The sequence below is a fragment of the Streptomyces sp. NPDC025721 genome, assembly GCF_055558595.1.
Genome location: NZ_JBVHMF010000012.1, coordinates 184,895 through 210,708 on the forward strand (window position 1 = coordinate 184,895; position 25,814 = coordinate 210,708).

Annotated in this window: 24 protein-coding genes and 1 pseudogene; 18 read left to right on the forward strand and 7 right to left on the reverse strand. The window is 72.2% G+C overall.

Annotation, left to right across the window (positions count from 1 at the left end):
* Positions 1-64 precede the first annotated feature (64 nt).
* From ACZ4EF_RS19190 to ACZ4EF_RS19200, 3 genes are all read left to right on the forward strand, one after another.
* Positions 65-1,039: an aminoglycoside phosphotransferase family protein gene (locus tag ACZ4EF_RS19190; RefSeq protein WP_467505534.1), complete on the forward strand. Its 975-nt coding sequence runs from the start codon at positions 65-67 to the stop codon at positions 1,037-1,039.
* Positions 1,040-1,064: 25 nt separating this feature from the next.
* Positions 1,065-1,538 carry an SRPBCC family protein gene (locus ACZ4EF_RS19195; RefSeq protein WP_467505536.1) on the forward strand — a complete coding sequence of 158 codons (474 nt, stop codon included), beginning with the start codon at positions 1,065-1,067 and terminating at the stop codon, positions 1,536-1,538.
* A 111-nt stretch (positions 1,539-1,649) separates the two neighbouring features.
* Complete coding sequence (locus tag ACZ4EF_RS19200; protein WP_391048396.1) at positions 1,650-2,054, forward strand: VOC family protein; 405 nt, start codon at positions 1,650-1,652, stop codon at positions 2,052-2,054.
* Between the two features lie 46 nt (positions 2,055-2,100).
* On the opposite strand, the gene ACZ4EF_RS19205 is transcribed toward ACZ4EF_RS19200, so the two are convergent.
* On the reverse strand, positions 2,101-3,213 hold the full coding sequence (locus tag ACZ4EF_RS19205) for a LacI family DNA-binding transcriptional regulator (RefSeq protein ID WP_467505538.1): 1,113 nt from the start codon (positions 3,211-3,213) through the stop codon (positions 2,101-2,103).
* A 286-nt stretch (positions 3,214-3,499) separates the two neighbouring features.
* Between ACZ4EF_RS19205 and ACZ4EF_RS19210 the strand changes: the two genes are divergently transcribed.
* Positions 3,500-4,129: an HAD family hydrolase gene (locus ACZ4EF_RS19210; protein WP_467505540.1), complete on the forward strand. Its 630-nt coding sequence runs from the start codon at positions 3,500-3,502 to the stop codon at positions 4,127-4,129.
* Here ACZ4EF_RS19210 and ACZ4EF_RS19215 read toward each other — a convergent pair.
* Complete coding sequence (locus ACZ4EF_RS19215) at positions 4,124-5,755, reverse strand: hypothetical protein (protein WP_391161173.1); 1,632 nt, start codon at positions 5,753-5,755, stop codon at positions 4,124-4,126. The genes ACZ4EF_RS19210 and ACZ4EF_RS19215 overlap by 6 nt on opposite strands.
* 165 nt (positions 5,756-5,920) lie before the next feature.
* Complete coding sequence (locus tag ACZ4EF_RS19220; RefSeq protein ID WP_467505542.1) at positions 5,921-6,841, reverse strand: carbohydrate kinase family protein; 921 nt, start codon at positions 6,839-6,841, stop codon at positions 5,921-5,923.
* Between the two features lie 177 nt (positions 6,842-7,018).
* Here ACZ4EF_RS19220 and ACZ4EF_RS19225 point away from each other — a divergent pair, with 177 nt between their 5' ends.
* Positions 7,019-7,531 (forward strand): hypothetical protein, encoded by a 513-nt coding sequence (locus ACZ4EF_RS19225; RefSeq protein ID WP_401720977.1) that lies wholly within the window; start codon positions 7,019-7,021, stop codon positions 7,529-7,531.
* A 19-nt stretch (positions 7,532-7,550) separates the two neighbouring features.
* On the opposite strand, the gene ACZ4EF_RS19230 is transcribed toward ACZ4EF_RS19225, so the two are convergent.
* From ACZ4EF_RS19230 to ACZ4EF_RS19240, 3 genes are all read right to left on the reverse strand, one after another.
* Positions 7,551-9,377, reverse strand: coding sequence for a glycoside hydrolase family 15 protein (locus ACZ4EF_RS19230; protein ID WP_467505545.1), 1,827 nt, complete (start codon positions 9,375-9,377; stop codon positions 7,551-7,553).
* Between the two features lie 68 nt (positions 9,378-9,445).
* On the reverse strand, positions 9,446-10,423 hold the full coding sequence (locus tag ACZ4EF_RS19235; RefSeq protein WP_355333229.1) for a YhjD/YihY/BrkB family envelope integrity protein: 978 nt from the start codon (positions 10,421-10,423) through the stop codon (positions 9,446-9,448).
* A 171-nt stretch (positions 10,424-10,594) separates the two neighbouring features.
* On the reverse strand, positions 10,595-11,275 hold the full coding sequence (locus ACZ4EF_RS19240; protein WP_391048380.1) for a PhzF family phenazine biosynthesis protein: 681 nt from the start codon (positions 11,273-11,275) through the stop codon (positions 10,595-10,597).
* Positions 11,276-11,462: 187 nt separating this feature from the next.
* On the opposite strand from ACZ4EF_RS19240, the gene ACZ4EF_RS19245 reads away from it, so the two are divergent.
* On the forward strand, positions 11,463-12,224 hold the full coding sequence (locus tag ACZ4EF_RS19245; protein WP_355333224.1) for a GntR family transcriptional regulator: 762 nt from the start codon (positions 11,463-11,465) through the stop codon (positions 12,222-12,224).
* A gap of 95 nt (positions 12,225-12,319) precedes the next feature.
* On the opposite strand, the gene ACZ4EF_RS19250 is transcribed toward ACZ4EF_RS19245, so the two are convergent.
* On the reverse strand, positions 12,320-13,264 hold the full coding sequence (locus ACZ4EF_RS19250; protein WP_467505548.1) for a zinc-dependent alcohol dehydrogenase: 945 nt from the start codon (positions 13,262-13,264) through the stop codon (positions 12,320-12,322).
* A gap of 413 nt (positions 13,265-13,677) precedes the next feature.
* Here ACZ4EF_RS19250 and ACZ4EF_RS19255 point away from each other — a divergent pair, with 413 nt between their 5' ends.
* The 12 genes and pseudogenes from ACZ4EF_RS19255 to ACZ4EF_RS19310 all read left to right on the forward strand — a co-directional run bounded on the left by ACZ4EF_RS19255 (position 13,678) and on the right by ACZ4EF_RS19310 (position 25,783).
* Positions 13,678-14,757 carry a Gfo/Idh/MocA family protein gene (locus ACZ4EF_RS19255; protein WP_467505550.1) on the forward strand — a complete coding sequence of 360 codons (1,080 nt, stop codon included), beginning with the start codon at positions 13,678-13,680 and terminating at the stop codon, positions 14,755-14,757.
* A gap of 16 nt (positions 14,758-14,773) precedes the next feature.
* The gene (locus ACZ4EF_RS19260) at positions 14,774-15,409 is read left to right on the forward strand and encodes a ThuA domain-containing protein (protein WP_401856285.1); all 636 of its coding nucleotides are present in this window, start codon (positions 14,774-14,776) and stop codon (positions 15,407-15,409) included.
* Positions 15,410-15,412: 3 nt separating this feature from the next.
* A complete protein-coding gene (locus ACZ4EF_RS19265) occupies positions 15,413-16,387 on the forward strand; it encodes an ABC transporter permease (protein WP_355333214.1) in 975 nt (324 codons plus the stop codon).
* A gap of 3 nt (positions 16,388-16,390) precedes the next feature.
* Positions 16,391-17,233, forward strand: a pseudogene (locus ACZ4EF_RS19270) (ABC transporter permease); the annotation flags it as partial.
* Positions 17,234-17,440: 207 nt separating this feature from the next.
* Positions 17,441-18,448 (forward strand): ABC transporter ATP-binding protein, encoded by a 1,008-nt coding sequence (locus tag ACZ4EF_RS19275; RefSeq protein WP_391048662.1) that lies wholly within the window; start codon positions 17,441-17,443, stop codon positions 18,446-18,448.
* A complete protein-coding gene (locus ACZ4EF_RS19280) occupies positions 18,445-19,656 on the forward strand; it encodes an ABC transporter ATP-binding protein (RefSeq protein WP_355333211.1) in 1,212 nt (403 codons plus the stop codon). The genes ACZ4EF_RS19275 and ACZ4EF_RS19280 overlap by 4 nt, the downstream gene beginning before the upstream one ends.
* A gap of 140 nt (positions 19,657-19,796) precedes the next feature.
* A complete protein-coding gene (locus ACZ4EF_RS19285) occupies positions 19,797-21,329 on the forward strand; it encodes an ABC transporter substrate-binding protein (RefSeq protein WP_467505554.1) in 1,533 nt (510 codons plus the stop codon).
* 122 nt (positions 21,330-21,451) lie between these two features.
* Positions 21,452-22,111 (forward strand): ThuA domain-containing protein, encoded by a 660-nt coding sequence (locus tag ACZ4EF_RS19290; RefSeq protein WP_366823664.1) that lies wholly within the window; start codon positions 21,452-21,454, stop codon positions 22,109-22,111.
* On the forward strand, positions 22,108-22,902 hold the full coding sequence (locus tag ACZ4EF_RS19295) for a sugar phosphate isomerase/epimerase family protein (protein ID WP_355333205.1): 795 nt from the start codon (positions 22,108-22,110) through the stop codon (positions 22,900-22,902). Before ACZ4EF_RS19290 ends, ACZ4EF_RS19295 begins: the two co-directional genes overlap by 4 nt.
* Entirely contained in the window at positions 22,899-23,870 is a 972-nt protein-coding gene (locus ACZ4EF_RS19300; protein ID WP_391048361.1) for an NAD-dependent epimerase/dehydratase family protein, read from the forward strand. Before ACZ4EF_RS19295 ends, ACZ4EF_RS19300 begins: the two co-directional genes overlap by 4 nt.
* 93 nt (positions 23,871-23,963) lie before the next feature.
* On the forward strand, positions 23,964-25,025 hold the full coding sequence (locus ACZ4EF_RS19305; protein WP_467349228.1) for a Gfo/Idh/MocA family protein: 1,062 nt from the start codon (positions 23,964-23,966) through the stop codon (positions 25,023-25,025).
* The gene (locus ACZ4EF_RS19310) at positions 25,022-25,783 is read left to right on the forward strand and encodes a GntR family transcriptional regulator (RefSeq protein WP_355333197.1); all 762 of its coding nucleotides are present in this window, start codon (positions 25,022-25,024) and stop codon (positions 25,781-25,783) included. Before ACZ4EF_RS19305 ends, ACZ4EF_RS19310 begins: the two co-directional genes overlap by 4 nt.
* The last annotated feature ends 31 nt before the right edge of the window (positions 25,784-25,814 follow it).

The following is a 25,814-nucleotide window of genomic DNA, read 5'->3' on the forward strand; positions in this document are numbered from 1 at the left end:
CTCAGGACCCGCGCCTCCCGAAACGCGGTGGCCCCGGGCCCCGGGGGGTGGGGAGGATGGGGCGATGACGACCGACAGCGGGGCCGTGGGGGCACAGGGTGTGCGAGCCGAGTGGGGGGACGTGCCCGCGGGGGTGCGGGGAGAGGCCGAGGCACGCCTGGGGGCACGCGTCGCGGCGGCGGAGACGCAGGCCGGCGGCTTCTCGCCGGGCGTGGCGGCCCGCCTGCGGCTGACGGACGGGACGAGGGCGTTCGTCAAGGCCGTGACCCCGGCGGCGAATCCGGAGAGCCCGGGCATCCACCGGGCGGAGGCCGCGGTGGCCGCGGCGCTTCCCCGTGAAGTCCCGGCCCCGCGCCTGCTGGCCTCCTTCGAGCGGGACGACTGGGTGGTCCTGCTCTTCGAGGACATCGAGGGCCGCACGCCCGCACAGCCGTGGGACGCGGCCGAGTTGGAGCGCGTCCTGGCCGCGGTCGGCGACCTCGCGACGCTGCTCACACCGTCCCCGGTGGAGGTCCCGCCCGTGGCGGAGGCGAACGCGGAGAACTTCCACGGCTGGCGCGCCCTGGCCGCCGAGCACGCGGCGGGCACCGACGACCTGACGGGCCTCGACCCCTGGGCCGTACGCCATCTGGCGGAACTGGCCGCGTTGGAGGCCGGATGGGCGCGGGCGGCGGCCGGAAAGACCCTGGCCCACGCGGACCTGCGGGCCGACAATCTGCTGCTCACCGCGGACGGCCGCGTCATGGTCGTGGACTGGCCGTGGGCCTGCCTGGCGGCGCCCTGGTTCGACCTGCTGCTGATGCTGCCCAGCGTGGGGATGCAGGGCGGACCGCCCCCCGCCGAGATCTTCGACCGGCACCCGGTGGCCGCGGGCGCCGACCCGGACGGCGTCACGGCGGTGCTGGCCGCCTTCGCCGGCTTCCTGCTCGGCCACGCGCGACGGCCCGCGCCGCCCGGCCTGCCGACACTGCGCCCTTTCCAGCACGCCCAGGGCGTCGTCGCGCTCGACTGGCTGCGGACCCGTACCGGCTGGTCCTGACGGCGGCGCGCCCTACCCTGGCCTTATGTCCCCTTTCGTGGTCGAGCGCCGCACCCCGCTGCCCGTCGCCGAGGCGTGGCGGCGGCTGACCGACTGGGAACGGCACACCGCCACCGTGCCGTTGACCCGGATCAGCGTGCTGACGCCGCCGCCCGACGGGGTCGGCACGGCCTTCGTGGCGCGGACCGGGCTCGGCGGTGCCGGGTTCGACGACCCGATGCGGATCGTGCGCTGGGAGCCGCCGGTCGACGGCGGCCCCGGATTCTGCCGCCTGGAGAAGACCGGCCGGATCGTCACCGGCTGGGCGGAGATCGACGTACGGCCGGACGACACCGGTACGGGTACGGGTACGGGTACGGGCGCGGATACCGGCTCGTGGGTGCGCTGGCGCGAGGAGCTGCGGGTGTGGCGGCTGCCGGGAGCGTTCGACGCGGTCACGGCGCGTACCGGACGGCTCGTCTTCGGCCGGGCCGTGGACACCCTGCTGCGCGGGGAGTGAGGCGAAGACGGCCCGCGGGTACCGATGAGTTCCGCGCCGCGCACCGGTCTACCCCGGTGAAGCGCACGACCTTCCCGTGACACCGACCAGCGGAACGTAAGGCAGGCACCCATGTCCACGAAGATCTTCGTCAATCTCCCCGTGAAGGACCTCGACCGCTCCGTGGCCTTCTTCACCGCCGCCGGGTTCACCTTCAACCCGCAGTTCACCGACGACAACGCGACCTGCATGGTGATCAGCGACGACATCTACGCGATGCTGCTGGTCGAGCCCTTCTTCCGGACCTTCACCGAGAAGGAGATCGCGGACACCGCCACCACGACCGAGGCCATCGTGGCGCTGGGCCTGGACAGCAAGGAGCAGGTCGACCGGATCGCGGAGGCGGCCGTGGCCGGGGGCGGCACGGCGGCCAAGCGCACCGAGCACGAGAGCCCGATGTACACCCGGAGCTTCTTCGACCTGGACGGCCACCACTGGGAGCTGTTCTGGCTGGACCCGGCCCTCGCCCAGGGCTGACCCGCCCCTGGTCCAGCGCTGACCCGCCCCTGGTCCAGCGGCCTGGTCACCGTACGGGCGGCGGCCCGCTGCTCTCGCGGACGACCAGCTCGCCCGCGACCTCCACCCTGGTCGACGCGGGCTGCTCCCCGCCGAGGAGCTGGAGCACCATCCGGGCGGCGAGCGCGGCCATGTCGGCGAGCGGGGTGCGTACGGTGGTCAGCCGCGGGGTGACCCAGTCGGCGAAGGGCAGGTCGTCGAAGCCGACGACGCTCAGGTCGGCCGGGACGCGCAGCCCGAGCGCGGCGGCGGCGCGGTAGGTGCTCAGCGCCTGCTGGTCGTTGCCCGCGAAGACCGCGGTCGGCGGGTCGGGCAGCCCCAGCAGGTCCAGGGCGTGCCGGTGCGCGGGCTCGTGGGTGAAGTCGCCGTGGCGGACGAGCGCCGGGTCGAAGGGCAGCCCGGCCTCGTCGAGCGCCGAGCGGTAGCCGTCCACGCGGGCGCGTGAGGCCAGCCGCTCCGGCGGCCCGCTGATGACGGCGATCCTGCGGTGGCCGAGCCCGATGAGATGGCGGGTCGCGGCCAGCCCGCCCGGCCAGTTCGTGGCGCCCACCCACGGCACTCCGGGCGCGGGCTCGTCGGCCGGGGCGATCAGCGCGAAGGGCAGGCCGAGCCTGCGCAACTCCTCGTGCTGGGCGGGCATCAGCTCCGGCAGCACCAGGATCGCGCCGCGCGTGCGACGGGTGGCGAGCGAGTCCAGCCACTGCCGGGTGAGCCGGCTGCGGCCGTGCGTCGCCGACACCACCATGCCCAGCCCCTCGGCGTGCAGCGACTCCTCCGCGCCCCGGATCAGCTCGCCCGCCCACGGGCTGGCCAGTTCGTTGATCACGAAGTCGATCAGGCCGCCCGCCGCCAGCGCCGTCGCCGCGGGGCGGTGCCGCGCGAGATACCCGTGCTGCTCCAGCAGCCGCTGGACCTTGGCGCGGGTCCTGGACGCCACGTCCGAGCGGTCGTGCAGCACCTTGGAGACCGTGGAGACCGACACCCCCGCCTGCCGCGCGATCTCGGCGAGCGTCGTCGTGCCTCCGCCGCCCGCGCCGCTCCCCGCGCCTGCGTCTGTGTCGCCGTCTGTGCCGCCGCCTGTGTCGCCGTCGGCTTCGTGCCCCGGTTCCGCCGCCGCCATCCTCTGGTCTCCCGCGCTCGCGCTCCCGGCGGCCGTAACGCCGTGCCGGTCCGCCTTTTGCGAAAGCTATCGCGAATCACCGCGGTCGCGGTCCCCGGACCCGGCGGCAGTCGGCGGGCCTGGAGACGGACGGCGGGTCCGGCGGCGGTCGGCGGGCCTGGTCGCGATCCCCGGACCCGGCGGCGGTCCGCGGGTCCCGTCACCGCCTTGACCCTCACCGAAGGTGAGGGCCCACCGTGAGGGCAGGGCGTACCGCACGCCGCGGAACCGGACGAGAGGACCTTCCATGAAGACGACAGGACCCTCCACGACAGAGCGCTGCGTCATCCTCGACATCGGCGGAGTCCTGGAGATCACACCGCCGACGGGCTGGATCGAGCGGTGGGACGAGCGCCTCGGCCTCCCGCCGGGCACCGTGGACCGCCGTCTCGACGACGTCTGGGAGGCCGGCGCGGTCGGCGCGATCACCGAGCCCGAGGTACGCGCCCAGGTCGGCGCCCGTTTCGGCCTCGACGCCCGCCAGGTCGAGTCCTTCATGTCCGACCTCTGGGCCGAATACCTCGGCGCCCCCAACACGGAACTCATCGACTACGTCCGCGGCCTGCGCTCCCGCTGCCGCCTCGGCATCCTCAGCAACAGCTTCGTCGGCGCCCGCGAACGGGAGACCGCCCGCTACCGCTTCGACTCACTGGTCGACGAGATCGTCTACTCCCACGAGATCGGCGTCTCCAAGCCCGACCCCCGCGCCTTCGCGCTCACCTGCGAGCGCCTCGAAGTCCGCCCGTCGGACTGCCTGTTCATCGACGACCACGCCCCCAACATCGCCGCCGCCGAGAGCGCGGGCATGCGCGCCCACCTCTTCACCGGCACCCCGCAGGCCGTCGCCCGCGTCGAAGCCCACCTGCCGGCGCTATGAGGTACGGGTGTTGGTGAGGTGCGGTCCGATGTGGCCGATGTAGAGCAGACCGGTGTTGGCGGTGTCGTCGAAGAAGTGCAGCCGCGGGGAGATGGTGCTGCCGCCACCGATCCGCAGATGGGCCTCCATGTAGACCGCGCCGGAGGGATCGACGGCGCGGGGCACGGGGAGGGTGCGCTCCTTGCGCCAGGAGAGGTTGCGCCAGACGGTGTCGGACTCCTTCATCAGGACCTTGCCCGCCGGGAAGGGGTGGCAGCCGGAGGGGAGATCCTGGCACCAGGAGCGGAAGTCGCCGCGGGCGCGGCCGGCCACCGAGGCGGCGGCGAAGTCCTCGAGAGCCTGGAGCGCTTCCCAGCAGACGTTGACCCAGTTGGGCTTGGAACGGTCGTCGAGACCGGTCATCACCTTGGCGTCCCCGGTGAAGAGCAGGGTGGGGAACTGGTGCAGCCGGGCGTGGAGTTCGGTGAAGCTGCCGGGCAGCGCCTCGCTCTCGTCCTCCTCGACGGGGGCGAAGGCGGCCTCGTAGGCGCCGACTTGCTGGAGACGTAACTGGAGCGCGCGGACCTGCTGTTGGGCGGCGCGGCGCTCGGCGTAGAACTCCTCGGCGAGCCAGTTGGCGTCGGCGAGGTCGTGCTGGAGCTCGCGGACCTGCTTGTAGCGGGCGGCCTCGGCCTCCGCCGCCTCGTCGAGAAGGGCGATCAGGCTCTCGTGGTCGGCGCGCAGGCGCGCGATCTCGTCGCCGTGCTCGGTGGACCGGGGCCGCGGGCGCTGGGCGTGCAGGCGGGCCAGCGGCTGGGGGAGCGGCATGCGGGCCGCCTGGTTGCGCGGCAGCGCGGTCAGCACGGTGGCGGCCCGTACCGGATCGGCCTCGACCGTGGCGCGGGACATCACCGGGTGCCGCTGCCCGTCGGCGGCCCACGCGGGGTCGACGCGCGGCATGTACGTACGGATGCCGCCGCCGAAGACCGGATGGTGTTCGAGCGCCTTGTTGAACGCGGCCTGCGCCTCGCGGGTCAGCACGTACAGCACCGCGCGGCCCACGAGTTGGGTGAAGGCGCGGTCCACGACCTTCTCCAGCCACTCGTCGGCGTCGGTCCCGTACGGCACGCTCGCCACGACGATGGGCAGCCGCCGCTCCCGGTCGGTCAGCTCCTCGACCACCTCCTTCACGTCACCGGCGTAGATGAAGCTGGCGCGGGCGCGGATCTCGGCGATGCCGCTGTGCGTGTCCAGGGCGTCGAGTATCGCGTCGGCCAGCCGCGGCTTGGACGCGCGGATCTGCGGTATCTCCGCCGAGTCCGGCCGGTGTTCGACATCGAGCTGCACCCAGGTGCGGCCCGGATCGGCCATGTCGGTCCGGACGATGAGCGTGGACTGCCAGGTCGCCCGCAATGCCGGCGGGCTCTCCCGCAATCGCCAGCGGCTGTGCGCGCCCTGCTGCCCCGAATCGGTGTCGCGGTCGAGCGTCACGTGCTCGGCTATCTCGTTGCGGCCGTCGTGCAGCGCCGTGACCGGATAACCCTTGGCGTCGGTGAGCCACTCCGCGACCAGCCGGTCGGCCGTCGCGGCGGCCGTGACGTAGTCCTGCTCGGTCCACACGACCATGCGGTACGCGGACGCGTCCACGCAAGTCCCCCCTCGGTGGGCTGATCGATCTTCAAGGGGAGGCTAGAAGAGCGCGGTGTCACGGTGATAGGGGGCACGCCGTCCAGCCGGGCCGTACGGGCTGCCCGATCCGGGGCGAATCGGGTCCCCGGCCGTTGGGCGTCACACCTCCGCTGCCCCAGTGGCCTACGCGAGCGCCGCCCGCAACTCCCTTGTCGTGGGCGGGTTGGCGCCGGGCCGCGAGACGGTGAGCGCGGCGGCGGTGCCCGCGTGGCGCAGCACATGGGCGAGGGTCGCCTTGTCCAGGGCGCCGAGGGCGGGCCGGGCGGCGGCGCCGGTGAGGCCGAGGCCGGTGAGGGCGTCCAGCGTCGCGGACATGAAGGAGTCGCCCGCGCCCACGGTGTCGGCGACCTCGGTCCGCACCGGCGCGCCCGTCACCTCGATGTCACGGGTGAAGGCGGCGGCGCCCTCCCCGCCCATGGTTACGAAGACGACGGCGGGCCCGGCCGCCAGCCAGCGCGCGGCGACCGCCGCGACCGGCTCGCCCGGATACAGCCACTCCAGATCCTCGTCGCTCGCCTTGACGAGGTCGCTCAGCGCCACGCACCGCTCGACTCCGGCGACACCCTGCTCGTGCGTGCCCATCAACTCCGGCCGGATGTTGGGGTCGTAGCTGACGGTGGCGTCCGCGCGCAGCCGCGCGGCGAGGTCCACGGTGGTGGCCGCGCCCGGCTCCGCCACGGCGGCGATCGACCCGATGTGGACGTGCCGGAGCGCGGTAGGCGGCTCGACGGGCCCGAGCGTCCACGCGATGTCGAAGTCGTAGCGCGCCGCGCCCTGTTCGTCGAGCGTGACCACCGCCGTCGGCGTGCGGACGTCGTGCCGGCCGTCCGCGAGCAGGTGTACGCCCGCCGACCGCAGGTGGTCGGTGATGAGCTTGCCCGAGGGGTCGTCGCCGAGCTGCGTGAGGAGCGCGGTGGCGTGGCCGAGGCGGGCCAGCCCGTACGCCACGTTGGCCGGACTGCCGCCGGGATGCGGCACATCGGGCTGTCCGGGGGTCCGGACGATGTCCGCTACGCACTCACCGATCACCAGGAAGTCGCTCATGGGCCACATGCTGCCGTATCGCGGTCCCGCCCGGCGACCCCCGTCCCCGTACGCGATCACGCGGGCGGTCCCCTGCCGGTACGCGGCCGGAGACCGTCTGCCGCGGCGGGCCCGCCCGCCCTACGCTGGTGGCGGCGGCCCCGCGGATGAGCGGGGCGGCGGACGAAGGGGGGCTCCGTGGACGCGGAGTTGGCGGCACTGGCCGCGTCGGGCGCGACGCAGGTGGTCACACTGATGGCGTCCGACGCCTGGACACAGGTACGGGACCGGCTGGCGCGGTTCCTCGCACGCGGCAGCGGCGGCAGCGCCGGGGCGGCGGCCGAGGACGGTACGGCAGCCGACGACGGTACGACCGGGGCCGCCGCACGCGCCGGGGACGAGACCGCCGCTCTCGACGAACTCCAGCTCTCCCGCGCCGAGTTGACGGCCGCCAGGGACTCGGGGGACGCGGACGCCGCCGCCGACATCGAGGCGGGCTGGCGCACCCGGCTGCGCCGCGTCCTGCGGGACGACCCGGCCGCCGCCGCCGAACTGCGGCTGCTGCTGGAGGAGTTGGCCCCGGCGGCCGGCCGTGGCTCGGTCAGCGTCGTCAACAACACCGTCAACGACGGGGTGTTCCACGCCCCGGTCATCCAGGGCCGCGACATCAGGAGCACCACCGTCCACGGCGGCGGCCCGACGACGCCCTGACGGCGGCAGGGCCCGGCGGTCAGGACTCGGACCTGTCCAGCTCCTCGTCCAGCGCCGTCGCCGCCGTGATCAGCGACAGATGCGTGAACGCCTGCGGGAAGTTGCCCAGTTGCTCACCCGTCGGCCCGATCTCCTCGGCGAACAGGCCGACGTGGTTGGCGTAGGTGAGCATCTTGTCGAAGGCGTAACGGGCCGGGCCCAGGCGCCCGGCGCGGGCGAGCGCGCCGACGTACAGGAAGCTGCACAGCGAGAAGGTGCCCTCGCCGCCGCGCAGCCCGTCGGGGGACGCGCCCGGGTCGTAGCGGTAGACGAGGCTGTCGGAGACCAGCTCCTCGTCCATCGCGTCCAGCGTCGACAGCCAGCGCGGCTCCTTCGGCGCGACGAAGCCGACCTCCGGCATCAGCAGCAGCGACGCGTCCAGCACCTCGCTGCCGTAGTGCTGCACGAAGGCGTGCCGCTTCTCGCTCCAGCCGCGGTCCATGACCTGTTCCATGATCGTGTCGCGCGCCGTCGTCCAGGTCTCCAGATCGGCGGGCCTGGCGAGTTCCGCGGCCAGCCGGATGCCGCGGTCGAAGGCCGACCAGCACATCAGACGGCTGTACGTGAAGTCCTGCCGCCCGCCGCGGGTCTCCCAGATGCCCTCGTCCGCGCGGTCCCAGTGCGCGGCCAGCCAGTCCAGCAGCCCGGAGAAGGCCCGCCAGCCCTCCCACCCGGCGAGCTGGGCGATGTCCTGCGACCGGGACAGGGCGTGCACGGCCTCGCCGTAGATGTCGAGCTGGAGCTGGTCGGCGGCCCCGTTGCCGAGCCGGACGGGCGCGGAGCCGCGGTAGCCCTCGAAGTGGTCCAGCGTCTCCTCGGCCAGGTGCGGGTCGCCGTCCACCCGGTACATGATCTGCAACGGCTCGCCGGTGACCGTGCCGCCCGCGCGCAGCCGCCCGCCGAGCCAGCGGCGGAAGGCGTCCGCCTCCGCGGTGAAACCGAGGTCGACCAGCGCGTTCACCGACAGCGACGCGTCCCTGACCCACGTATAGCGGTAGTCCCAGTTGCGCTCGCCGCCGACCTGCTCCGGCAGGCCCATGGTGGCGGCGGCGACCGGAGCGCCGGTCGGCGCGTACGTGAGCAGCTTCAAGGTGATCGCCGAGCGGTTCACCGCCTGCTGCCAGCGGCCCCGGTAGCGGCACTGCCGGATCCAGCCGTGCCAGAACTCCCGCGCCCCGTCGAATTCCGCCCGCAGGCCGTCCACCGTCACCGGCTCGGGCGGCTCGCCGTGCGCCGCGCACACCGTCAGCACCGCGGCGGCCATCTCGCCCTGCTCCAGCGTGACCGCGGCCCGGACGTCCTCCTCGTCGCGTTCGAGGTCCAGCGGGCCGACCGGCTGGAGGTACGCCCACGCCCCCGACGCGCCGAATCTGGCCGTGCCGTCGTCGCTCACGTGCAGCCGGTGGTCGCAGCGGCCGTAGTCGAAGCGCGGCCTGCACTCCAGGGCGAAGCGGACCGTGCCGCGCACCACCCGCATGACGCGCAGCAGCCGGTGCCGGTCGGTGGCGGTCTCCGGCCGGTCCACCGGCATGAAGTCGATGACCTCGCCGACGCCGTCGGGGGTCATGAAGCGGGTGACGAGCACCGCGGTGTCCGGCAGATAGAGCTGCCTGACCCTCGCCTCAGGGCTCGCGGCCGCGATCGAGAAGTAGCCGCCGCGGTCGTGGTCGAGGAGCGAGGCGAAGACGCTCGGCGAGTCGAAGCGCGGCGCGCAGAACCAGTCGACGACGCCCCGCGACGACACCAGGGCGCTGGTCTGGAGGTCTCCGATGAGGCCGTGGTCCGCGATCGGCGGGTAGCGACGCATGAGGGCACCTTTCGCCGTTCCCCCGCCGCGGTGCGCCCGCCGCGAGGCGTCCCCCCGCCCTGACCACGCTAGATGACGCGGTCCGCACCGGCATTCCGGCGCGATCGCGGGTCCGTGCCGCCGGCGGGTCCGAGGAGGGAGGCCAGCGGCGGCTCGGAGGCCAGCACGGCGCCCGCGGTGATGGTGAAGGTCAGCACCGCGCAGATCGCGATCAGCCAGGACAGCATCGTGAAGACCGACCCCAGGGAGCCGTAATTGGCCAGGCTGCGGTTGAGGGCGGTCGGCATGTAGAGGCGGGCGGTCACCGACAGGGCCGTCATCGCCAGTGCGGTGAGGATCGCGCCGGGCAGCAGCGGCAGCCACGCGACGCGCTTGCTCAGCAGCAGCCGCTGGGTCCACCACCACACCAGGACGTCCGCGAGGAAGGTCAGCGGCAGGCCGAGCCACAGCCCGACGCCGAAGCCGTCGCGCAGCGGCCCCTGGAGCACCAGCGCCACCATCCACGCGGCGATCCACACCACCCAGCGCCACACCGCGACCCGCACCGAGGCGCGCGGCAGCCCCCACGCCCGCTCGCACACCCGCGCCATCGCCCGGCTGCACGCGGTGGCGGACAGCAGCGCCATCAGGACGCCGATCACCCCGATGGTCTGCCGCAGATCCCCGCCGTTCGCGCTGTAGACCTGCCTGAGCTGCTCGTCCGACGCCCCGGTGAGGCCGAAGACGTTACGCGCGGTGCTCACGAGCTGGTCGCGTACGGTCTTCGGCGCGAAGGCCGCGACCACGAACAGCAGCGGGACGGCGGTCAGGAAGAGCTGGGCGGCCAGCCGGGTGCCCGCGTCCAGCAGATTCACCGACAGCAGGCGGGCGGTCAGCTCGGTGATGACGGGGAAGCGGCGTTCCGCCGCATGGCGCAGCCGCAGCCCGCGCGCCTTCCAGCGCGCCGCGCGCCCGGCCGCCCCCGCGACCGTACGGCCGACCAGGCCCTTCTCGCGGTCGGCCCGGCCCTTCTCACGGCCCGGGGGCCCGGAGGGTGCGGCGGCCATACGCGACCTCCACGGCGGACACGGCGGACACGGCTGTGACAGGCGGACATGGCGAGCACCGCGAACACGGCGGCGACGAACGCCACGAACGCCACCAGTCAAGGCGGTGTACGGGGAACGCGCGACTTGTGACGCCGACGGACGGCCTCCGCGCCGGGCTCAGCGCCGGGCTCAGCGGGCCCGCGGCGCGGGAAGGACCGCCTCCAGACACACCCGGCCGCCGATCTCGACGGTGCCGTCAGGACCGGGCGCGGTGAGGATCTGCGAGCCCCGGCCCTGCGTGATGTGCAGCGCGCGGCCGAGCTGCCGGGTGAGCAGCAGCGCGGCGGCGCCCGTCGCCTCGTCCTCGTCGATGCCGTCGCCGCGGCCGGGGAAGGCGCGCGCCCTGATCCGGCCGGCGGCCTCGTCCTGCCACGCCCAGGCGTACACCCACTCGCCCGGCTCCGGCACGTCCAGCGCGTCGACCTCGGCGGGCAGCGCGTACTCGCGCAGGGTGCGCGGCGGCGCCCACTCCGCGCGGACGGTGATCCAGGTGAACTCCCCGTCGTCGCGCGTGAAGACCTCCCCGACCTCGGGTTCGAGCACCTCCACGTCGAGCAGCCAGGCGACCCCGACCAACGGGTGCCCGGCGAAGGGCAGTCGCAGCCCCGGCGTGTAGATGTCGACCGCGCCGCGCTCCGGGTCGTCCACGAACACCGTTTCGCTGAAGCCGAGTTCACCGGCCAGGGCCTGCCGTGCCGCGCGGTCCGGGTAGCGCGAGCCGTCGCGGACCACGCCGAGCGGGTTGCCGTACCGCCGGTCGGGGCCGCAGAAGACCCGCAGCACATCGATGCCGCCCGATGTCGTATTCACTCCGGCATTCAAGCATTCGGGGCGCGGGAGCGGACCCGCTCGCACCGGCCGGTTCCGGCCGTCCCGCCGCCGGGACCCGTGGAACTGGTCAGACCACCTGGCGGAAAGCTATCCTGAGCGTCGCTGTTCATCAGTTACGGCGTCGGCGGCCGGAGGTCGCGAGCGCGTCATTATGGGGGCCTCACGTATGAACGACTCTCGCGAGGTCGCGGGCGTTATCCTGCCGGGCTATCCAGAACCCCTGTGGATCCAGGCGGTGAATTTGATCCGCAGCGAAATCGACCGGGGCGAGCTGAGGCCGGGAATGCGGCTGGCGCCCGAGCGGGAGCTCTGCCGTCAACTGGGCATCAGCCGGGTCACACTGAGGAAAGCCCTGGGTCACCTGGTGGAGGAGGGCGTGCTCAGCGCGTCCCACGGCCGTGGCTGGTACGTGACGCAGTCGGCGCCGAAGAAGGAATGGCCGAACAGCCTGGAATCCTTCAGCGAGACCGCGGCACGAATGGGGTTGAAGCCGCACTCCAAGGTATTAATGGCACAGGCGAGCCCGGCCAGCATCGACGAGGCGGAGCGGCTCGGTATCGCGCCCGGCACTCCGCTGTTCCGGCTGGAGCGGGTACGGCTGCTCGACGGTGTTCCGATAGCGCTGGACCTGACGCGAATTCCGCTCGCTCTGGTGCCCGGCATCGAGGACGTCGATTTCGCGGACCGCTCGCTGTACGCGACTCTTTCCGCCGCCGGGGTCGAGCCGGTCCGCGCGGACAGCACGATCGAGGCGACCAAGGCCGACGACCGCGCCGCGGGACAGCTCGACATGGCCTCGGGCGATCCGCTTCTGGTCATGCACCAGATCGCGGTCGGCTCCGACGAGGAGCCGCTGTTCGAGTCCACGATCCAGTACGCGGGCGACCGGTACCGGCTGCGTACGTCCTTCGCGCGCTCGCACGGCTGAGCCGCGGGCGGCCGTACGGCTGAGCCGCGGGCGCTCGTACGGCTGAGCCGCGGGCTGAGGCCGGACCGGTGTGCCGACCTCAGCCGTGCGCGTGGTCAGAGCACCAGCACTCCCTTGACGAAGTCGGGACCGGCCGCCGTCATGGCGCGGAAGGCGTCGTCCACGCCTTCGAGGCCGAAGCGGTGGGTGATCAACGGCGCGTAGCTGAAGCGGCGTTCGCCGATCAGCGCGAGCGCGTCGCGCATGGCGCCCATCAGCCGGGTGCGGTCCGGGCAGAAGCCGTTGACGACGGTGACGGCCTTGTACCAGAGGTTCATGTCCATCATCGCGTCGCCGGTGTGGTGGTAGCCGACGACGCACAGGGTGCCGAAGGGCCGCACCAGGCTGCCGGCCGTGCCGAGCCCGCTCGTCGTGCCGGTCGCCTCCAGGACCACGGCGAGCCGCGCGTCGGTGGCCCGTCCGGTGTCCTTCCGGTACTCCTCCGGGAGGTCGTCGGGGGCGAAGACGAGGTCGGCGCCGAGCCGCAGGGCGCGCTCGCGGCGGGCCGGGTCGGGGTCGACGCCCACCAGCAGCCCCGGCGCGTGCCGCTTGGCGAGCTGGACCAGGCCGAGGCCCATGAAGCCGAGGCCGACGACGGCGACCCGGTCGCCCGCGCGTACGCCCGTACGGGCCAGCGCCTCCTCCAGGTCGGCGACCGGTTCGCCGATCGCGTGCGCGGGTTCGATCCCGGCCGGTACCGGCAGGACGGCGTGCGCGTCCATGACGGCGAGCGTCGCGAATCCCTCGCCGCCGAGCCCGGTCACCAGGTCGCCCGGCGCCCAGCGGCCCGCGTCCCGGCCGGTGCCGACCACCCGCCCCACGATCTCGTGGCCCAGCCTGACCGGCGGCGCGGCCGGGTCGTGCGAGAGCCACGGCCCGATGTCGGAGGTGCAGACCCCGCTGGCCAGCACCTCGACCAGCACCTGGTCGGCGCCGGGGACCGGGTCGTCGGCCGCGACGACCTCCGAGGTGCGCGGGCCGACGAGCTGACTGATCTTCATACGGATCTCCTGGCCTGAGTGGTGGGACGGCTGGTGATGTGACGGCTGGTGGTGTGACGGCTGGCGGTGTGACGGCTGGGCGGGGATGGCGGGCCGAGCGGGGTGACGGGGTCGGTGACGACCGGGGACCAGCGTAGCGAAGTGGTTCTATGTGGTCAGTAGTGGTGTCGTAGGAATCCAGCCGAGGTGACGGCGGAATTGTGCCTGTCTGTGGCTGAAAAGTGCGAAGTGCGCCCGGTTTCCCCGGCATTCTGGTCTGCTTCACCCTCTAGACAGGACCGGCTTTCGTATTACGATGGCGGCAAGTGGTATGGCTTTGGCACATACCCAACGACCGCTGTCCGGGCCCTCGACAGGCCCGGAAGCGGTCCTGGCGGGACTCACTTCAGGCGGGACTCAGGGGAGGAGAGCGGATGGCATCCGTCACCGCGGCAGTCATCGGCGCGGGTTCGCAGGGCCGGGTGCACGGCCTCGGCCTGAGGGCGGTGCCGGGCGTCGAGCTCGTCGCCCTCGCCGACGTCGACGAGCGGACCGCGGAGGACCTGGCGGGGGAGCTGGGCGTACCGCGGACGTACCGCGACTACCGCGAACTGCTCGTCCTGGAACGGCCCGACGTCGTCAGCGTCTGCACACCGCCCGCCCTGCACCCGGAGATCGTCCGGGCCGCGGCGGCGGCCGGGGTCCGCGCGGTGCACTGCGAGAAGCCGGTCGCGCTGTCGTACGGCGAGGCCCTGGAGATGACGCGGGTCGCGGCCGACGCCGGCACGCAACTGACCTACAACCTCCAGCGCCGCTTCGAGGCCGTGCAGCGCTTCGCCCGCGAAGCCGTCGCCGGGGGCGAGATCGGCGAGGTCGTGACCATCGAGGGGTACTGCCCGAACCTCTTCGACTGGGGCACCCACATCCTCGACCTGATCCTCTTCCACCGCGGCGACACCGCACCGGAGTGGGTCTTCGGCCAACTCGACGTGACGCTCGACCGCTATGTGTACGGCGCCTTCGTCGAGACCGCGTCGGTCACCCAGATCGGCTGGGCCGACGGCGTCCGCGCGGTGGTCTCCACCGGACGCGAACCGCACACCCCGGTCCTCAACCTCCAGAACAACCTGGGGCTGATCATCCAGGGCACCCGCGGGCGCGCCGACATCCGCGGCGCGCGCTGCCTGATCCAGCGCTTCGGCAAGGACGACCTGGTCCACGACTCACCCTTCGACACCGACCCCCGCACCTGGGACCGCGGCGTCGACCCGGCGATCGTGGCCGCCACGGCCGAGGCGGTGCGGGACGCGGTCGACAGCCTGCGCACCGGCGGCAAGCCCGCCCTCGACGCCGAGCACGGCCTGCGCGGCGCCGAACTGGTCTTCGCGACCTACGAGAGCAGCCGGTCCCGGCGGCGCGTGCCGCTGCCGCTCGACCGCATGGACAACGCCCTGCTCAGCGGGCGTGCGCAGGGCTACTGGAGCCCTACCGGCGAACTGCGCTCCACCTACTGAAACGAGCGGCCCGACGATGCCGAGAACCGCCAGCCCCACCGCCCTCGCCGTCTTCAGCGGCGACGACGTCCACGAAGACCTCTTCACCGCCGCCCGCGAAGTGCGGACGCTGCTGACCGACGAGGGATTCGTCACCCGTACCGCCGTCGGCACCGGCCGCTTCGACGGCCCGGTCGACGCCGAACTCATCGTGCTCTACACGGCCTTGGGCCGCTTCACCGACGCACAGCGCGCGAGCCTGGCCCGCGCGGTCCGCGGCGGCGCCGGACTGATCGCCCTGCACTCCACCACCGTGGACGCGGACCTGTTCGACCTGGTCGGCAGCCGGTACGTCTCGCACGGGCCACCGCCCCACGAGAGCCGGTTCACCGTCACCCTCGACGGCGCACACGAAGTGACCGCCGGAATACCGCCGTTCGAGCTGACGCACGAGCACTACCACGTCGAGACCGCGCCCGGCGTGCTCACCCTCGCCCGCCGTACGACCCCCGGCGGCACCGAACCCCTGCTGCACGTCCGCGAATTCGGGAACGGACGTGTCTGCTACCTCCAGTTGGGCCACGACATGCGGAGCTGGGGAGAACCCGCCGTGCGCCTTCTCGTCCGGCGCGCGGCCCGCTGGGCGTGCCGCCTCGAAGCCCGAGGGAACTGACCCATGCGCATCCTTTTCCGGAAGATCTGTTTCTACCTGCTCACGGCGTGGGCGGCCATCAGCCTCAACTTCGTCATCCCGCGCGTCATGCCGGGAAACCCCGCGGACAACCTGATCCAGCAGTTCCACGGGAAGCTCAGCCCCTCCGCAGTCCAGGCCCTGCGGGTGCTGTTCGGCGAGTCCGACAAGAACCTGTGGGAGCAGTACGTCAGTTACTGGCACAGCATCTTCACCGGCGACTTCGGCACCTCGTACGCCTACTACCCGTCGCAGGTGAGCACCGTGCTCGGGCAGAGCATGTACTGGACGCTGATCCTGGTCACCATCTGCACGGTGCTCGGCTTCGTCATCGGCACCACGCTCGGCATGCTCGTCGGCTGGAAGCGCGGCACCTGGCTCGACTCGCTGATACCGATCACCACCTTCCTGTCGTCGATCCCGTACTTCTGGTTCGCGATCATGATCGTGTACGTCTTCGCGATCACCCTCAAGTGGTTCCCGCTGTCCGGCGGTTACGGGCTCGACCAGACCATCGGCCTGAACGCCGGGTTCATCGGCAGCGCGATCAACTACGCCGTCCTGCCCGCCGTCACCATCACCGTCGCCTCCGTGGGCGGCTGGCTGATCAGCATGCGCAACATGATGGTCACCACGCTCAGCGAGGACTACGTACGGCTCGCCGAGGCCAAGGGGCTCCCCAGGCGCCGGGTGATGTACACCTACGCCGCCCGCAACGCGATGCTGCCGTCCTTCTCCGGCTTCGCCATGTCGCTCGGCTTCGTGATCGGCGGTTCCATCGTCACCGAGGTCGTCTTCAACTACCCCGGCATCGGGTCGGTGCTGTTCAAGGCCGCACAGGCGGCCGACTACCCGCTGATGTCCGCGATCTTCCTGCTCATCACCGTGCTGGTGCTGATCGCCAACCTGATCGCCGACATCGCGTACGTGTTCCTCGACCCGAGGACAAGGGAGAGCTGATCCATGGCCGTGCAAGCCGCCGCCCTCGCCGAGGCGGACACCGCCGACACCGCCGCCGAGCCCGCCGGCGGATCCGCCCGCCTCCGGTCGCGCCTGCTGCGCTCACCGCTGACCCTCATCGGCCTCGCGGTCGTGCTGGTCTTCGTCGTCCTGGCCGTCGTCGCGCCGTGGATCTCGCCGTACGACCCCTCGACGGTCAGCGACGACACCCTCGTGGGACCGTCCACCGCGCACTGGCTCGGCACCACCCAGAACGGCCAGGACGTCCTGTCGCAGATGCTCTACGGCGCCCGCGCCTCGATGCTCGTCGGCCTGGGCGCCGCGGTCCTCGCCACCTTCCTGTCGGTGATCGTCGGCGTCACCGCCGGATACGTCGGCGGCCTCGGCGACGAAGTGCTGTCGCTGCTGGCCAACGTGTTCCTGGTGCTGCCCAGCGTGCCGCTGACGATCATCCTGGCCGCGTATCTGCCGCACAGCGGCTCGCTCGGCATCATCCTGGTCATCACGCTCACCGGCTGGGCCTGGGGAGCGCGGGTGCTGCGGGCGCAGACGCTCTCGCTGCGCAAACGCGACTTCGTGGAGGCCGCCCGCGCCACCGGCGACAAGACCTGGCGGATCATCCTCAAGGACATCCTGCCGAACCAGCTCGCGGTGATCGCCGCGTCCTTCCTCGGCACCGTCAACTTCGCGATCCTCACCCAGGCGACCCTGGCCTTCCTCGGCCTCGCCGACGTCACCCAGTGGTCGTGGGGCACGATCCTGTACTGGGCCCAGACCGGCAGCGCGCTGCTGACCGGCGCCTGGTGGTGGTTCGTCCCCGCCGGCCTGGCCATCGCCCTGCTCGGCACCGCCCTGTCGCTGGTCAACTTCGGCATCGACGAGTTCATCAACCCCCGGCTGCGCCAGGCCGGGATCGGCACCAAGAAGGCCCAGCGCGGCCAGGTCGCCGCCAAGCGCGCCCGCCGGATCAAGAACCACACCCCGGCCGAACGCCGCACCGAGGTCACGCCCTTCACCCCGGACAGCACCGACGTCGTCCTCGACGTCCGCGACCTGCGGGTGGAGTACGTCGGTGACGGCGGTGAGCGCACCCCGGCGGTCAGCGACGTGTCGTTCACCCTGCGGCGCGGCGAAGTCCTCGGCATCGCGGGCGAGTCGGGCTCGGGCAAGTCCACCCTCGCGTACGCCATCACCCGGCTGCACAAGCCGCCCGCCGAGATCACCCAGGGCCGGATCGTCTACACCAAACCCGACGGCGACACCGTGGACGTGCTCGCGATGGGCGACGCCGAGCTGCGGGGCTTTCGCTGGGAGGAGCTGTCGATCGTCTTCCAGTCGGCCATGCACGCGCTCAACCCGATCATGCGGATCGGCGAGCAGATCGAGGACGTCATCGTCGCGCACCGGCCGCGGATGACCCGGCAGGAACGGGCCGCCCGGGTGGTCGAACTCCTCGGCATCGTCGGCATCCCCGCCGACCGGGCGGGCTCCTACCCGCACGAGCTGTCCGGCGGCATGCGGCAGCGCGCGATGATCGCGATCGGCCTCGCGCTCGACCCCGAGATCATCGTGATGGACGAGCCGACGACCGCGCTCGACGTCGTCATCCAGCGGCAGATCATCGAGAAGATCATGGAGCTGAAGGACCGGCTCGGCTTCTCGGTCGTCTTCATCACCCACGACCTGTCGCTGCTGATCGAACTCTCCGACACGATCGCCGTGATGTACGGCGGCAAGATCGTCGAGACGGCGGCGGCCGACGACTTCTACCGCCGCCCCCAACACCCCTACAGCCGGGGCCTGCTGGCGTCCTTCCCGACCCTCGGCGGCCCCAAGCGGGAGCTGACCGGCATCGTCGGCTCGCCGCCCGACCTGCGCAGGCTGCCCAGCGGCTGCGCCTTCCAGCCGCGCTGCCCGCTCGCCTTCGACGCCTGCGGGAGCCACGTACCGCCGCTCCTGCGGATCACCGGGCCGGACGGCGCCACCTCGCACGCCGCCTGCCTGCTGCACGCGGACGGCGCCCAGAACCAGGACCGACTCGTGACAGGTGAGATGCGATGAGCGGCGATGTGACGAAGAAGAACGCCGGGGCCGCCGCCCGCGACGGCCGCGCCGCGGACGGCGCCCGGCCGGTGCTCGAAGCGGTCAACGTGACCAAGCACTTCCCGGTACGCGGCGGACGCCTGCGCCGCGGCGCGGCCCCGCAGGTCGTGCACGCCGTGGAGAACGTCAGCCTGAGCCTGTACGCGGGCCGGATCACCGCGCTGGTCGGCGAGTCGGGCTCCGGCAAGTCGACGCTGGCCCGGCTGCTCGCCCAGCTCTACCCGGTCACCGGCGGGGAGGTGCGGCTGCACGGCGTCCCCGTGAAGTCGCCGCGCGGCCGGGCCTTTCGCGACCACGTCCGCCAGGTGCAGTTGATCCTCCAGGACCCCTTCGCGTCCTTCAACCCGGTCGCCACCATCGCGGGCACCCTCAAGCGCGCGGTGGCCATCCACCACCCCGGCAAGCGCGGCAAGGAGCAGACCGCCGTCATCGACGACCTGCTCCAGCAGATCAACCTCGTGCCGCCACGGCAGTTCACCGAGAAGTACCCGCACGAACTGTCCGGCGGCCAGCTCCAGCGGCTCTCCATCGCCCGCGCCCTGGCGGCCGACCCCGAGGTGTTCCTCGCCGACGAACCGGTCTCCAGCCTCGACGTCTCCATCCGCCTCGGCATCCTCAACCTGCTGCGCCGCCTCACCGAGGAACGCAACGTCGCGATGCTGTACGTCACCCACGACATCGCCTCCGCGCGCTACTTCGCGGCCGACACCGCCGTGATGTACGCGGGCGAGGTCATCGAGACCGGCCCCTCGGAAGCGGTCACGCAGCAGGCGGCGCACCCGTACACCCAGCTCCTGATCGCCTCCGCGCCCGATCCCTCGCGGGGCGGCGCCGCGCGGGTCAAGGACATCGGGCAGCCGCCCAGCCTCATCTCCCCGCCGGGCGGCTGCCGTTTCCACCCGCGCTGTCCGTACGCGATGGAGCGCTGCGCCACCGACATCCCGCCGTCCTTCGACCTGACCGACGGCCACACCGCCCGCTGCTGGCTGTACGCGGACGACGAGCAGGCGCGCGGGCGGCGCGCAGAGAACGCGGCGGCCGTCACCGCCTCCGCCGCGCGGCCTGCCGGCACCGACCCCTCGGTCACCGACCCCACTGTCGACGAACCCGCTCTCCCCACACCCGATTCCGCTGTCCCCACCTCCGAAGGAGCAGACGCACAGTGACCACAACGCAGTCGTCGATCGCGTCAGGAATGACGAGACGCGGTCTTCTCGCAGGCGCCCTCGCGGGCGCGGGAACCCTTGCCCTGTCGGCCTGTTCGGGAACCGCGGGAGGCTCGGGCTCCGCCAAGGGTACGCTCACCGTGGCGGGCCAGTCCGACAACCTCACCCAGGTCTTCAACCCGTTCCTGGCCAACACCGCGCAGAGCCTCACCTACACCCCGCAGGGCCAGGGCGGCTTCATCTACGAGCCGCTGGTGCAGATCAACACCGTCGACATCGGGCGCGACCTGCCGTGGCTCGCCAAGTCCTGGCGCTGGTCGGACGGCAACAAGACGCTGACGATGGAGCTCCGGACCGGTGTGAAGTGGACGGACGGCACCCCGTTCTCCGCCGACGACGTCGTCTTCACGTACTCGATGCTCAAGCGGTATCCGGGGCTCAACCTGCTGGGCATCGACTTCAGTTCGGTCACCGCGCCCGGTCCGGCGCAGGTCGTCTTCGCCTTCCCCGCGCCCTCCGAGCAGCACTTCACCAACATCGTGTCGGCGCCGATCGTCCCCCAGCACCTGTGGTCGAAGGTCAAGGACCCGACGACGTACACCGACAAGAACCCCGTGGGGACCGGGCCGTTCAAACTGTCGTCGTTCTCCGCGCAGAGCTTCCTGCTGGTGCGCAACGAGGACTACTGGCAGCCGAAGGCGGAGATCAGCTCGCTGCGGTTCGTGGCGTACAAGGACAACGAGAGCATGACCAACGCGCTCGTCCAGGGCCTCGCGGACTGGGGCGGCACGTACATCGCCAATGCCGACAAGACGTATCTCAGCCGGAACAAGCACTACAACTACTGGGCGCCGATCGCCGGAACCGACGGCATCATCCCCAACCTGGAGCGCTGGCCGCTCAGCGACATCGCGGTGCGCAGGGCGATCAGCCTCGGTGTGAACCGCAAGCAGGTCGGCGCGGCCAGCGGCGCGCCGCCCGCGACGAGCGTCACCGGTCTGCCGATGCCCGCCTACACCTCCTCGATCGCCCCCCGGTACAAGGGAGTCGACTTCGTCCAGGACGTCGACAAGGCGCACAGGACGCTGACCGACGCCGGATACGCCAAGGGCGGCGACGGCTACTACCGCAAGGACGGCAAGCGCGTCGAGTTCTCGATCAGCTTCCCCTCCGCGTACACCGACATCGCCGCGCGCGTGCAGGTGCTGGTCTCGCAGCTCAAGGACATCGGCATCAAGCTCAACGTCGACACGACCACGGTCAACGACATCAACGGGCTGACGTCCAAGGGGAACTTCGACTCCACGATGGGCTACCCGGTCAACTCCGCGCCGCGCGCCTTCTCGTACTACAACGACACGATCAACCCGAATCTGTACTACCCGGTCGGCAAGGCGACGCCGACCTTCCAGAACATCGAGCGGTTCCAGAACGCCGAGGCCGCGACGCTGTTCACCGAGTACCCCAAGGCGACCACGGACGAGCAGCGGCAGCAGATCATCAACAGGATCGAGGAGATCTTCGTCGAGAACCTGCCGTGGATCCCGATGTTCTACTGGGGCAGCTACGGCAACTGGAGCACCGCCAAGGCCACCGGGTTCCCCACACCGCAGAATCCGTACTTCAGCCCGGTGCCCAACCCCGTCGTCGCCCTGCGGCTCAAGCCCGTCTGACCCTCCCCGCCCCGCCCGGCCCGCCTCCCGCGGCCGGGCGGGGGCCGCCGAGCCACGCCACGACGCACGACCCCAAGCCATCTGTGAGGAACGCAATGCCACACCTCTCGACCCCGAGAGCCATGGTCATCGTGAACGGCGACGACATCCACCACGACCTGCTGAGCGCTGCCGAGGTCTTCCAACAGCTCGGCACCGAGGCCGGGTTCGCGACCCGCAAGGCGATGGGCACCAGCCGCTTCGTCGACGCGCGGCCGGAGACCGCCGAGGCGGACGTGTACCTCTTCTACACCGCGGGCGGCCACTTCGCGACCGAGCAGCAGCAGGCGCTGGCCGACGCCGTACGCGCGGGCAAGGGCCTGGTCGGCGTGCACGGCGCCAACATCATGGGCTGGGCGGGCGACGGGCTCGACCCGGCCGACCGGCCGCTGTTCGAACTGCTCGGCAACCGCTACCTCTCGCACGGCCCCGGTCACCACGAGGGCCGCCACACCGTCGAGATCGTCGCGGACCACCCGGTCACACGCGGCCTGTCCGACTTCGAACTCTTCGACGAGTACTACGAGTTCGAGCTGGCCGACGACGACGTGACGGTCCTCGCCTCGCGCCGCCGCGCGGACGGCGAGGTGATCCCGGTGCTCTACGCCCGCGAGGCCGGGGAAGGCCGCGTGGTGTATCTGGCGCTCGGCCACGACATGCGCTCGTGGGGCGAGCCGCCGGTGCGCGCCCTGGTCCGCCAGGCCCTGCTGTGGGCGGCCCGCCGTACGGAGGAGGACGCGTGACCGCCGAGATCGGTGTGATGACGTACACGGTGCTCGATCTGGCCCGCGCCGACCTGGAGGGCACCCTCGCCGAGATCGCCGGGATCGGTTACGCGGGCGTGGAGACCTACGGCCTGGTGGAGCACTTCGGGGCCGCCCGGGTCAGGGACGCCGTCGCGTCCGCCGGGCTCGCGCTGACCAGCGCGCACACCCCGTTCCCCGCCGGTCCTGACGCCGAGGCGCTGCTGGACACCAACCAGGAGCTGGGCGCCGAGGTGCTGGTCTGGAGCATGGAACGCGAGGAGTTCGACTCGCCGGACGCGATCAGGCGCGGTGTGGAGCGGGTGAACGAGGCCGCCGAGCGCGCCGCCGGGCGCGGCATGCGGATCGCGTACCACAACCACTTCGCCGAGTTCTCGCAGGTCTTCGACGGGCGGCAGGCGTACGACCTGCTGCTCGACCTGCTGGACGACCGCGTCCTGGTCGAACTCGACGCCTACTGGGCGCAGATGGGCGGCGCCGACCCGGCCGAGGTGCTGGCCGGGCTCGGCGACCGGGCGCGCTTCGTGCACGTCAAGGACGGCCCCGCCGTCAGCTACGAGGACGACGTGATGGTGCCCATCGGCGAGGGGCGGATCGACTGGGCGCGCACGCTGACCACGCCGTCCGGCCTGCGCTGGCACATCGTCGAGCTGGAGCGGCTGCACATCGACACGTTCGAGGCGCTGCGCCGCTCCTACGACCACCTGGTCGGCCGCGGGCTCTCCCGCGGCGCCTCGCACGTCCCGGCGCCGACCGAGGAGCGGGCATGAGGGTGCTGTTCCTCGGCGGCGCCGGGATGATCGGTTCCGCGGCGGCCCGCGAGGCCGTCGCGCGCGGCGCCGACGTGACGATCGTGACGCGGTCCGCGCCCGTCCGGCCGCCGGCCGAGGGCGTACGGTCGCTGCGCGCGGACGTCCGGGACGCCGCCGCGCTCGCGTCGGCGCTGGGCGGGGAGGAGTTCGACGCCGTCGTCAACTGGGTCGGCTTCACGCCCGACGACGTGCGCGACCACCGGGAGCTGTTCGCCGGCAGGGCCGGGCAGTACGTCTTCATCAGCACCTGCTCGGTCTTCGGCCGCCCGGTGCCGCTGCTGCCGATCACCGAGTCCAGCCCGCGCCGCCAGCCGCACTTCGGCTACGCGCGGGACAAGATCGCCTGTGAGCTGCTGCTGGAGGAGGCGTACCGCGAGGCGGGCTTCCCGCTGACGATCGTGCGGCCCTTCCACACCTACGACCGCACGGTGATCCCGGTGCTCGCGGGCTGGACCGCGATCGAGCGGATGCGGGCGGGCCGGCCGGTCGTCGTGCACGGTGACGGCACCTCGCTGTGGTCCCTGACGCACTCACGGGACTTCGCGCGCGCCTTCGTCCCGCTGCTCGGCAACGGTCAGGCGATCGGCGAGAGCGTCAACGTCGTCAGCGGCGCGATCCTCACCTGGGACCAGATCCATCTCGCGCTGGCCGCCGCGGCCGGGGTGCGGGAGCCGGTGCTGCGGCACCGGTCGAGCGAGTCGATCGCCGAGCTGGTGCCGGGGTGGCGGGACGTGCTGGAGCACGACTTCCGGCACTCGATGCTCTTCGACACCTCCAAGCTGCGGGCGCTGGTCCCCGGTTTCGCGCCGGAGGTCTCCTTCGCGCAGGGCGCGCGTGAGGCGCTCGCGCACTACGACGCCCACCCCGGACTGCGGGTGGTCGACGAGGACCTGGACCGGGCCTTCGACGGCCTGCTGGAGGCGTGATGCGCGCCGCACCGGACAGTGGTACTCCGTGGTCTTTACGTGACGTACCTTTATAAGACCAATGCAAAACCACTTTGCTATCATGGGGCGAGAATGACGAGGGAAGAGGAACGCGTGATCGGCGTCGGGCTCATCGGTTCCGGATTCATCGGCGACACCTACGCGGACGCTCTCCAGGACGTACGGAACGCGGCGCTCGTCGCCGCCTGTTCGCGCGACCTCGCACGCGCACAGGCGCTGGCCGCCAAGTGGGCGCCGGACGCGACCTGTTACGACGACATGGCGGCGCTGTGCGCGGACCCGGCCGTCGACCTCGTCGTGGTCGCCGTGCCCAACGAGGCACACCTGGACGCGGTACGGGCGGTCGCCGCCGCGGGCAAGGGCGTGGTCTGCACCAAGCCGCTGGCCCGCGACGGCGACGAGGCCGCCGAGATCCTGCGGGTGGTCCGCGAGGCCGGGATCTGGCACGGCTACGCCGAGAGTTCGGTCTTCTCGCCGAACATCGCCAAGGCGCACGAGATGGTCGCCGCGGGCGCCATCGGCGACCTGCTGACCCTGCGCGCCCGCGAGGCGCACTCCGGGCCGCACGCCCCGCACTTCTGGGACGCGCGGACCGCGGGCGGCGGCGCCCTGCTCGACATGGGCTGCCACACCGTGGAGTCCGCCCGGCACTTCTTCGGCAAGGACAACCCCGTCACCGAGGTCTTCGCCTGGGGCGCCACCCTCGCCCACGCCGACCGCACCACCGGCGAGGACACCGCCGTCGCGCTGCTGAAATTCGCCGGCGGCCAGCTCGCCACCGTCGAGTCCTCGTGGATCGAGAAGGGCGGCATGCAACTGCGCCACGAACTGGTCGGCAGCGCGGGCCGGTTGGTCACCGACACCTCGGCGACCCCGGTGTGGGGCTTCATCGAGAACCCCGCGGGCTACCTGGTGGAGAAAGCCGACGCCGACACCGGCTGGGTCCACCCGGTGCCCGAGGAGGCCCGCGCCTACGGCTTCAGCCAGGAGATGCGGCACTTCGTGGACCGCTTCGCCCGCGGCGAGACCCCGCTGGAGACCTTCGAGGACGGCCATGTCGTCAACCGCGTCCTCGACGCCTGCTACGCCTCCATGCGCTCGGGCACATGGGAGAAGGTCCAGGTCCCGGCATGAGCACGCAGCACACGGCGCCCCGGGCGCTCACCACGCACTACCCGGAGCCGCTGTGGCTCCAGGCCAAGGCCGCGCTCCAGGAACGGATCGCCGCGGGCGAGGTCGAGCCCGGCTCACGGCTGCCGCCCGAGCGCGAACTGTGCCAGATGCTCGCCATCTCCCGCGTGACCCTGCGCAAGGCGCTCACCGCGCTGGTCGAGGAGGGCGTGCTGCGCCCGGCGCACGGCCGCGGCTGGTACGTCGGCGTGCCCGAGCGCAAGGAGTGGCCCAACACCCTGGAGTCGTTCACCGAGACGGCCCGCCGGATGGGCCTGGTGCCGACCTCGCGGGTGCTCCGCCGCGAACTGGGCACCTCGACCTTCGACGAGGCGGAGGCGTTCCAGATCGCGCCGGGCACCCCGCTCTACCGCGTCGACCGGGTCCGCATGCTCGACGGCGTGCCGATCGCGGTGGACGAGTCCTTCGTCCCCGCCGACATCGCCGTCGGCTTCGACGAGGTCGACTTCACCGACCACTCGCTCTACGACACCATCGCGGGGCTCGGCTTCCAGCTCGACCGGGCCGACACGACGATCGAGGCGCGCCCGGCCGACGACGTACTGGCCGGACACCTCGCCATCGCCGCGGGCACGCCCGTGCTGGAGATGCGGCAGATCGTCCGCGACCGGAGCCAGCGCCCGCTGCTCTCCTCGGCGATCCGGTACGCGGGCGACCGCTACCGGCTGCGGACCTCCTTCGCGCGCGGCAACGCGACATGAGCCGTCACCCGAAGGCCGCCGCCACGGCGCG

Bases quoted from the DNA above. Each gene is read 5' to 3' on its own strand.
- ACZ4EF_RS19250 (WP_467505548.1), bottom strand. From the start codon at position 13,264: ATGAAGATCAGTCAGCTCGTCGGCCCGCGCACCTCGGAGGTCGTCGCG.
- ACZ4EF_RS19190 (WP_467505534.1), top strand. From the start codon at position 65: ATGACGACCGACAGCGGGGCCGTGGGGGCACAGGGTGTGCGAGCCGAG.
- ACZ4EF_RS19195 (WP_467505536.1), top strand. From the start codon at position 1,065: ATGTCCCCTTTCGTGGTCGAGCGCCGCACCCCGCTGCCCGTCGCCGAG.
- ACZ4EF_RS19265 (WP_355333214.1), top strand. From the start codon at position 15,413: ATGCGCATCCTTTTCCGGAAGATCTGTTTCTACCTGCTCACGGCGTGG.
- ACZ4EF_RS19280 (WP_355333211.1), top strand. From the start codon at position 18,445: ATGAGCGGCGATGTGACGAAGAAGAACGCCGGGGCCGCCGCCCGCGAC.
- ACZ4EF_RS19260 (WP_401856285.1), top strand. From the start codon at position 14,774: ATGCCGAGAACCGCCAGCCCCACCGCCCTCGCCGTCTTCAGCGGCGAC.
- ACZ4EF_RS19245 (WP_355333224.1), top strand. From the start codon at position 11,463: ATGAACGACTCTCGCGAGGTCGCGGGCGTTATCCTGCCGGGCTATCCA.
- ACZ4EF_RS19310 (WP_355333197.1), top strand. From the start codon at position 25,022: ATGAGCACGCAGCACACGGCGCCCCGGGCGCTCACCACGCACTACCCG.
- ACZ4EF_RS19305 (WP_467349228.1), top strand. From the start codon at position 23,964: ATGACGAGGGAAGAGGAACGCGTGATCGGCGTCGGGCTCATCGGTTCC.
- ACZ4EF_RS19230 (WP_467505545.1), bottom strand. From the start codon at position 9,377: ATGCGTCGCTACCCGCCGATCGCGGACCACGGCCTCATCGGAGACCTC.
- ACZ4EF_RS19290 (WP_366823664.1), top strand. From the start codon at position 21,452: ATGGTCATCGTGAACGGCGACGACATCCACCACGACCTGCTGAGCGCT.
- ACZ4EF_RS19300 (WP_391048361.1), top strand. From the start codon at position 22,899: ATGAGGGTGCTGTTCCTCGGCGGCGCCGGGATGATCGGTTCCGCGGCG.
- ACZ4EF_RS19210 (WP_467505540.1), top strand. From the start codon at position 3,500: ATGAAGACGACAGGACCCTCCACGACAGAGCGCTGCGTCATCCTCGAC.
- ACZ4EF_RS19220 (WP_467505542.1), bottom strand. From the start codon at position 6,841: ATGAGCGACTTCCTGGTGATCGGTGAGTGCGTAGCGGACATCGTCCGG.
- ACZ4EF_RS19235 (WP_355333229.1), bottom strand. From the start codon at position 10,423: ATGGCCGCCGCACCCTCCGGGCCCCCGGGCCGTGAGAAGGGCCGGGCC.
- ACZ4EF_RS19200 (WP_391048396.1), top strand. From the start codon at position 1,650: ATGTCCACGAAGATCTTCGTCAATCTCCCCGTGAAGGACCTCGACCGC.
- ACZ4EF_RS19205 (WP_467505538.1), bottom strand. From the start codon at position 3,213: ATGGCGGCGGCGGAACCGGGGCACGAAGCCGACGGCGACACAGGCGGC.
- ACZ4EF_RS19255 (WP_467505550.1), top strand. From the start codon at position 13,678: ATGGCATCCGTCACCGCGGCAGTCATCGGCGCGGGTTCGCAGGGCCGG.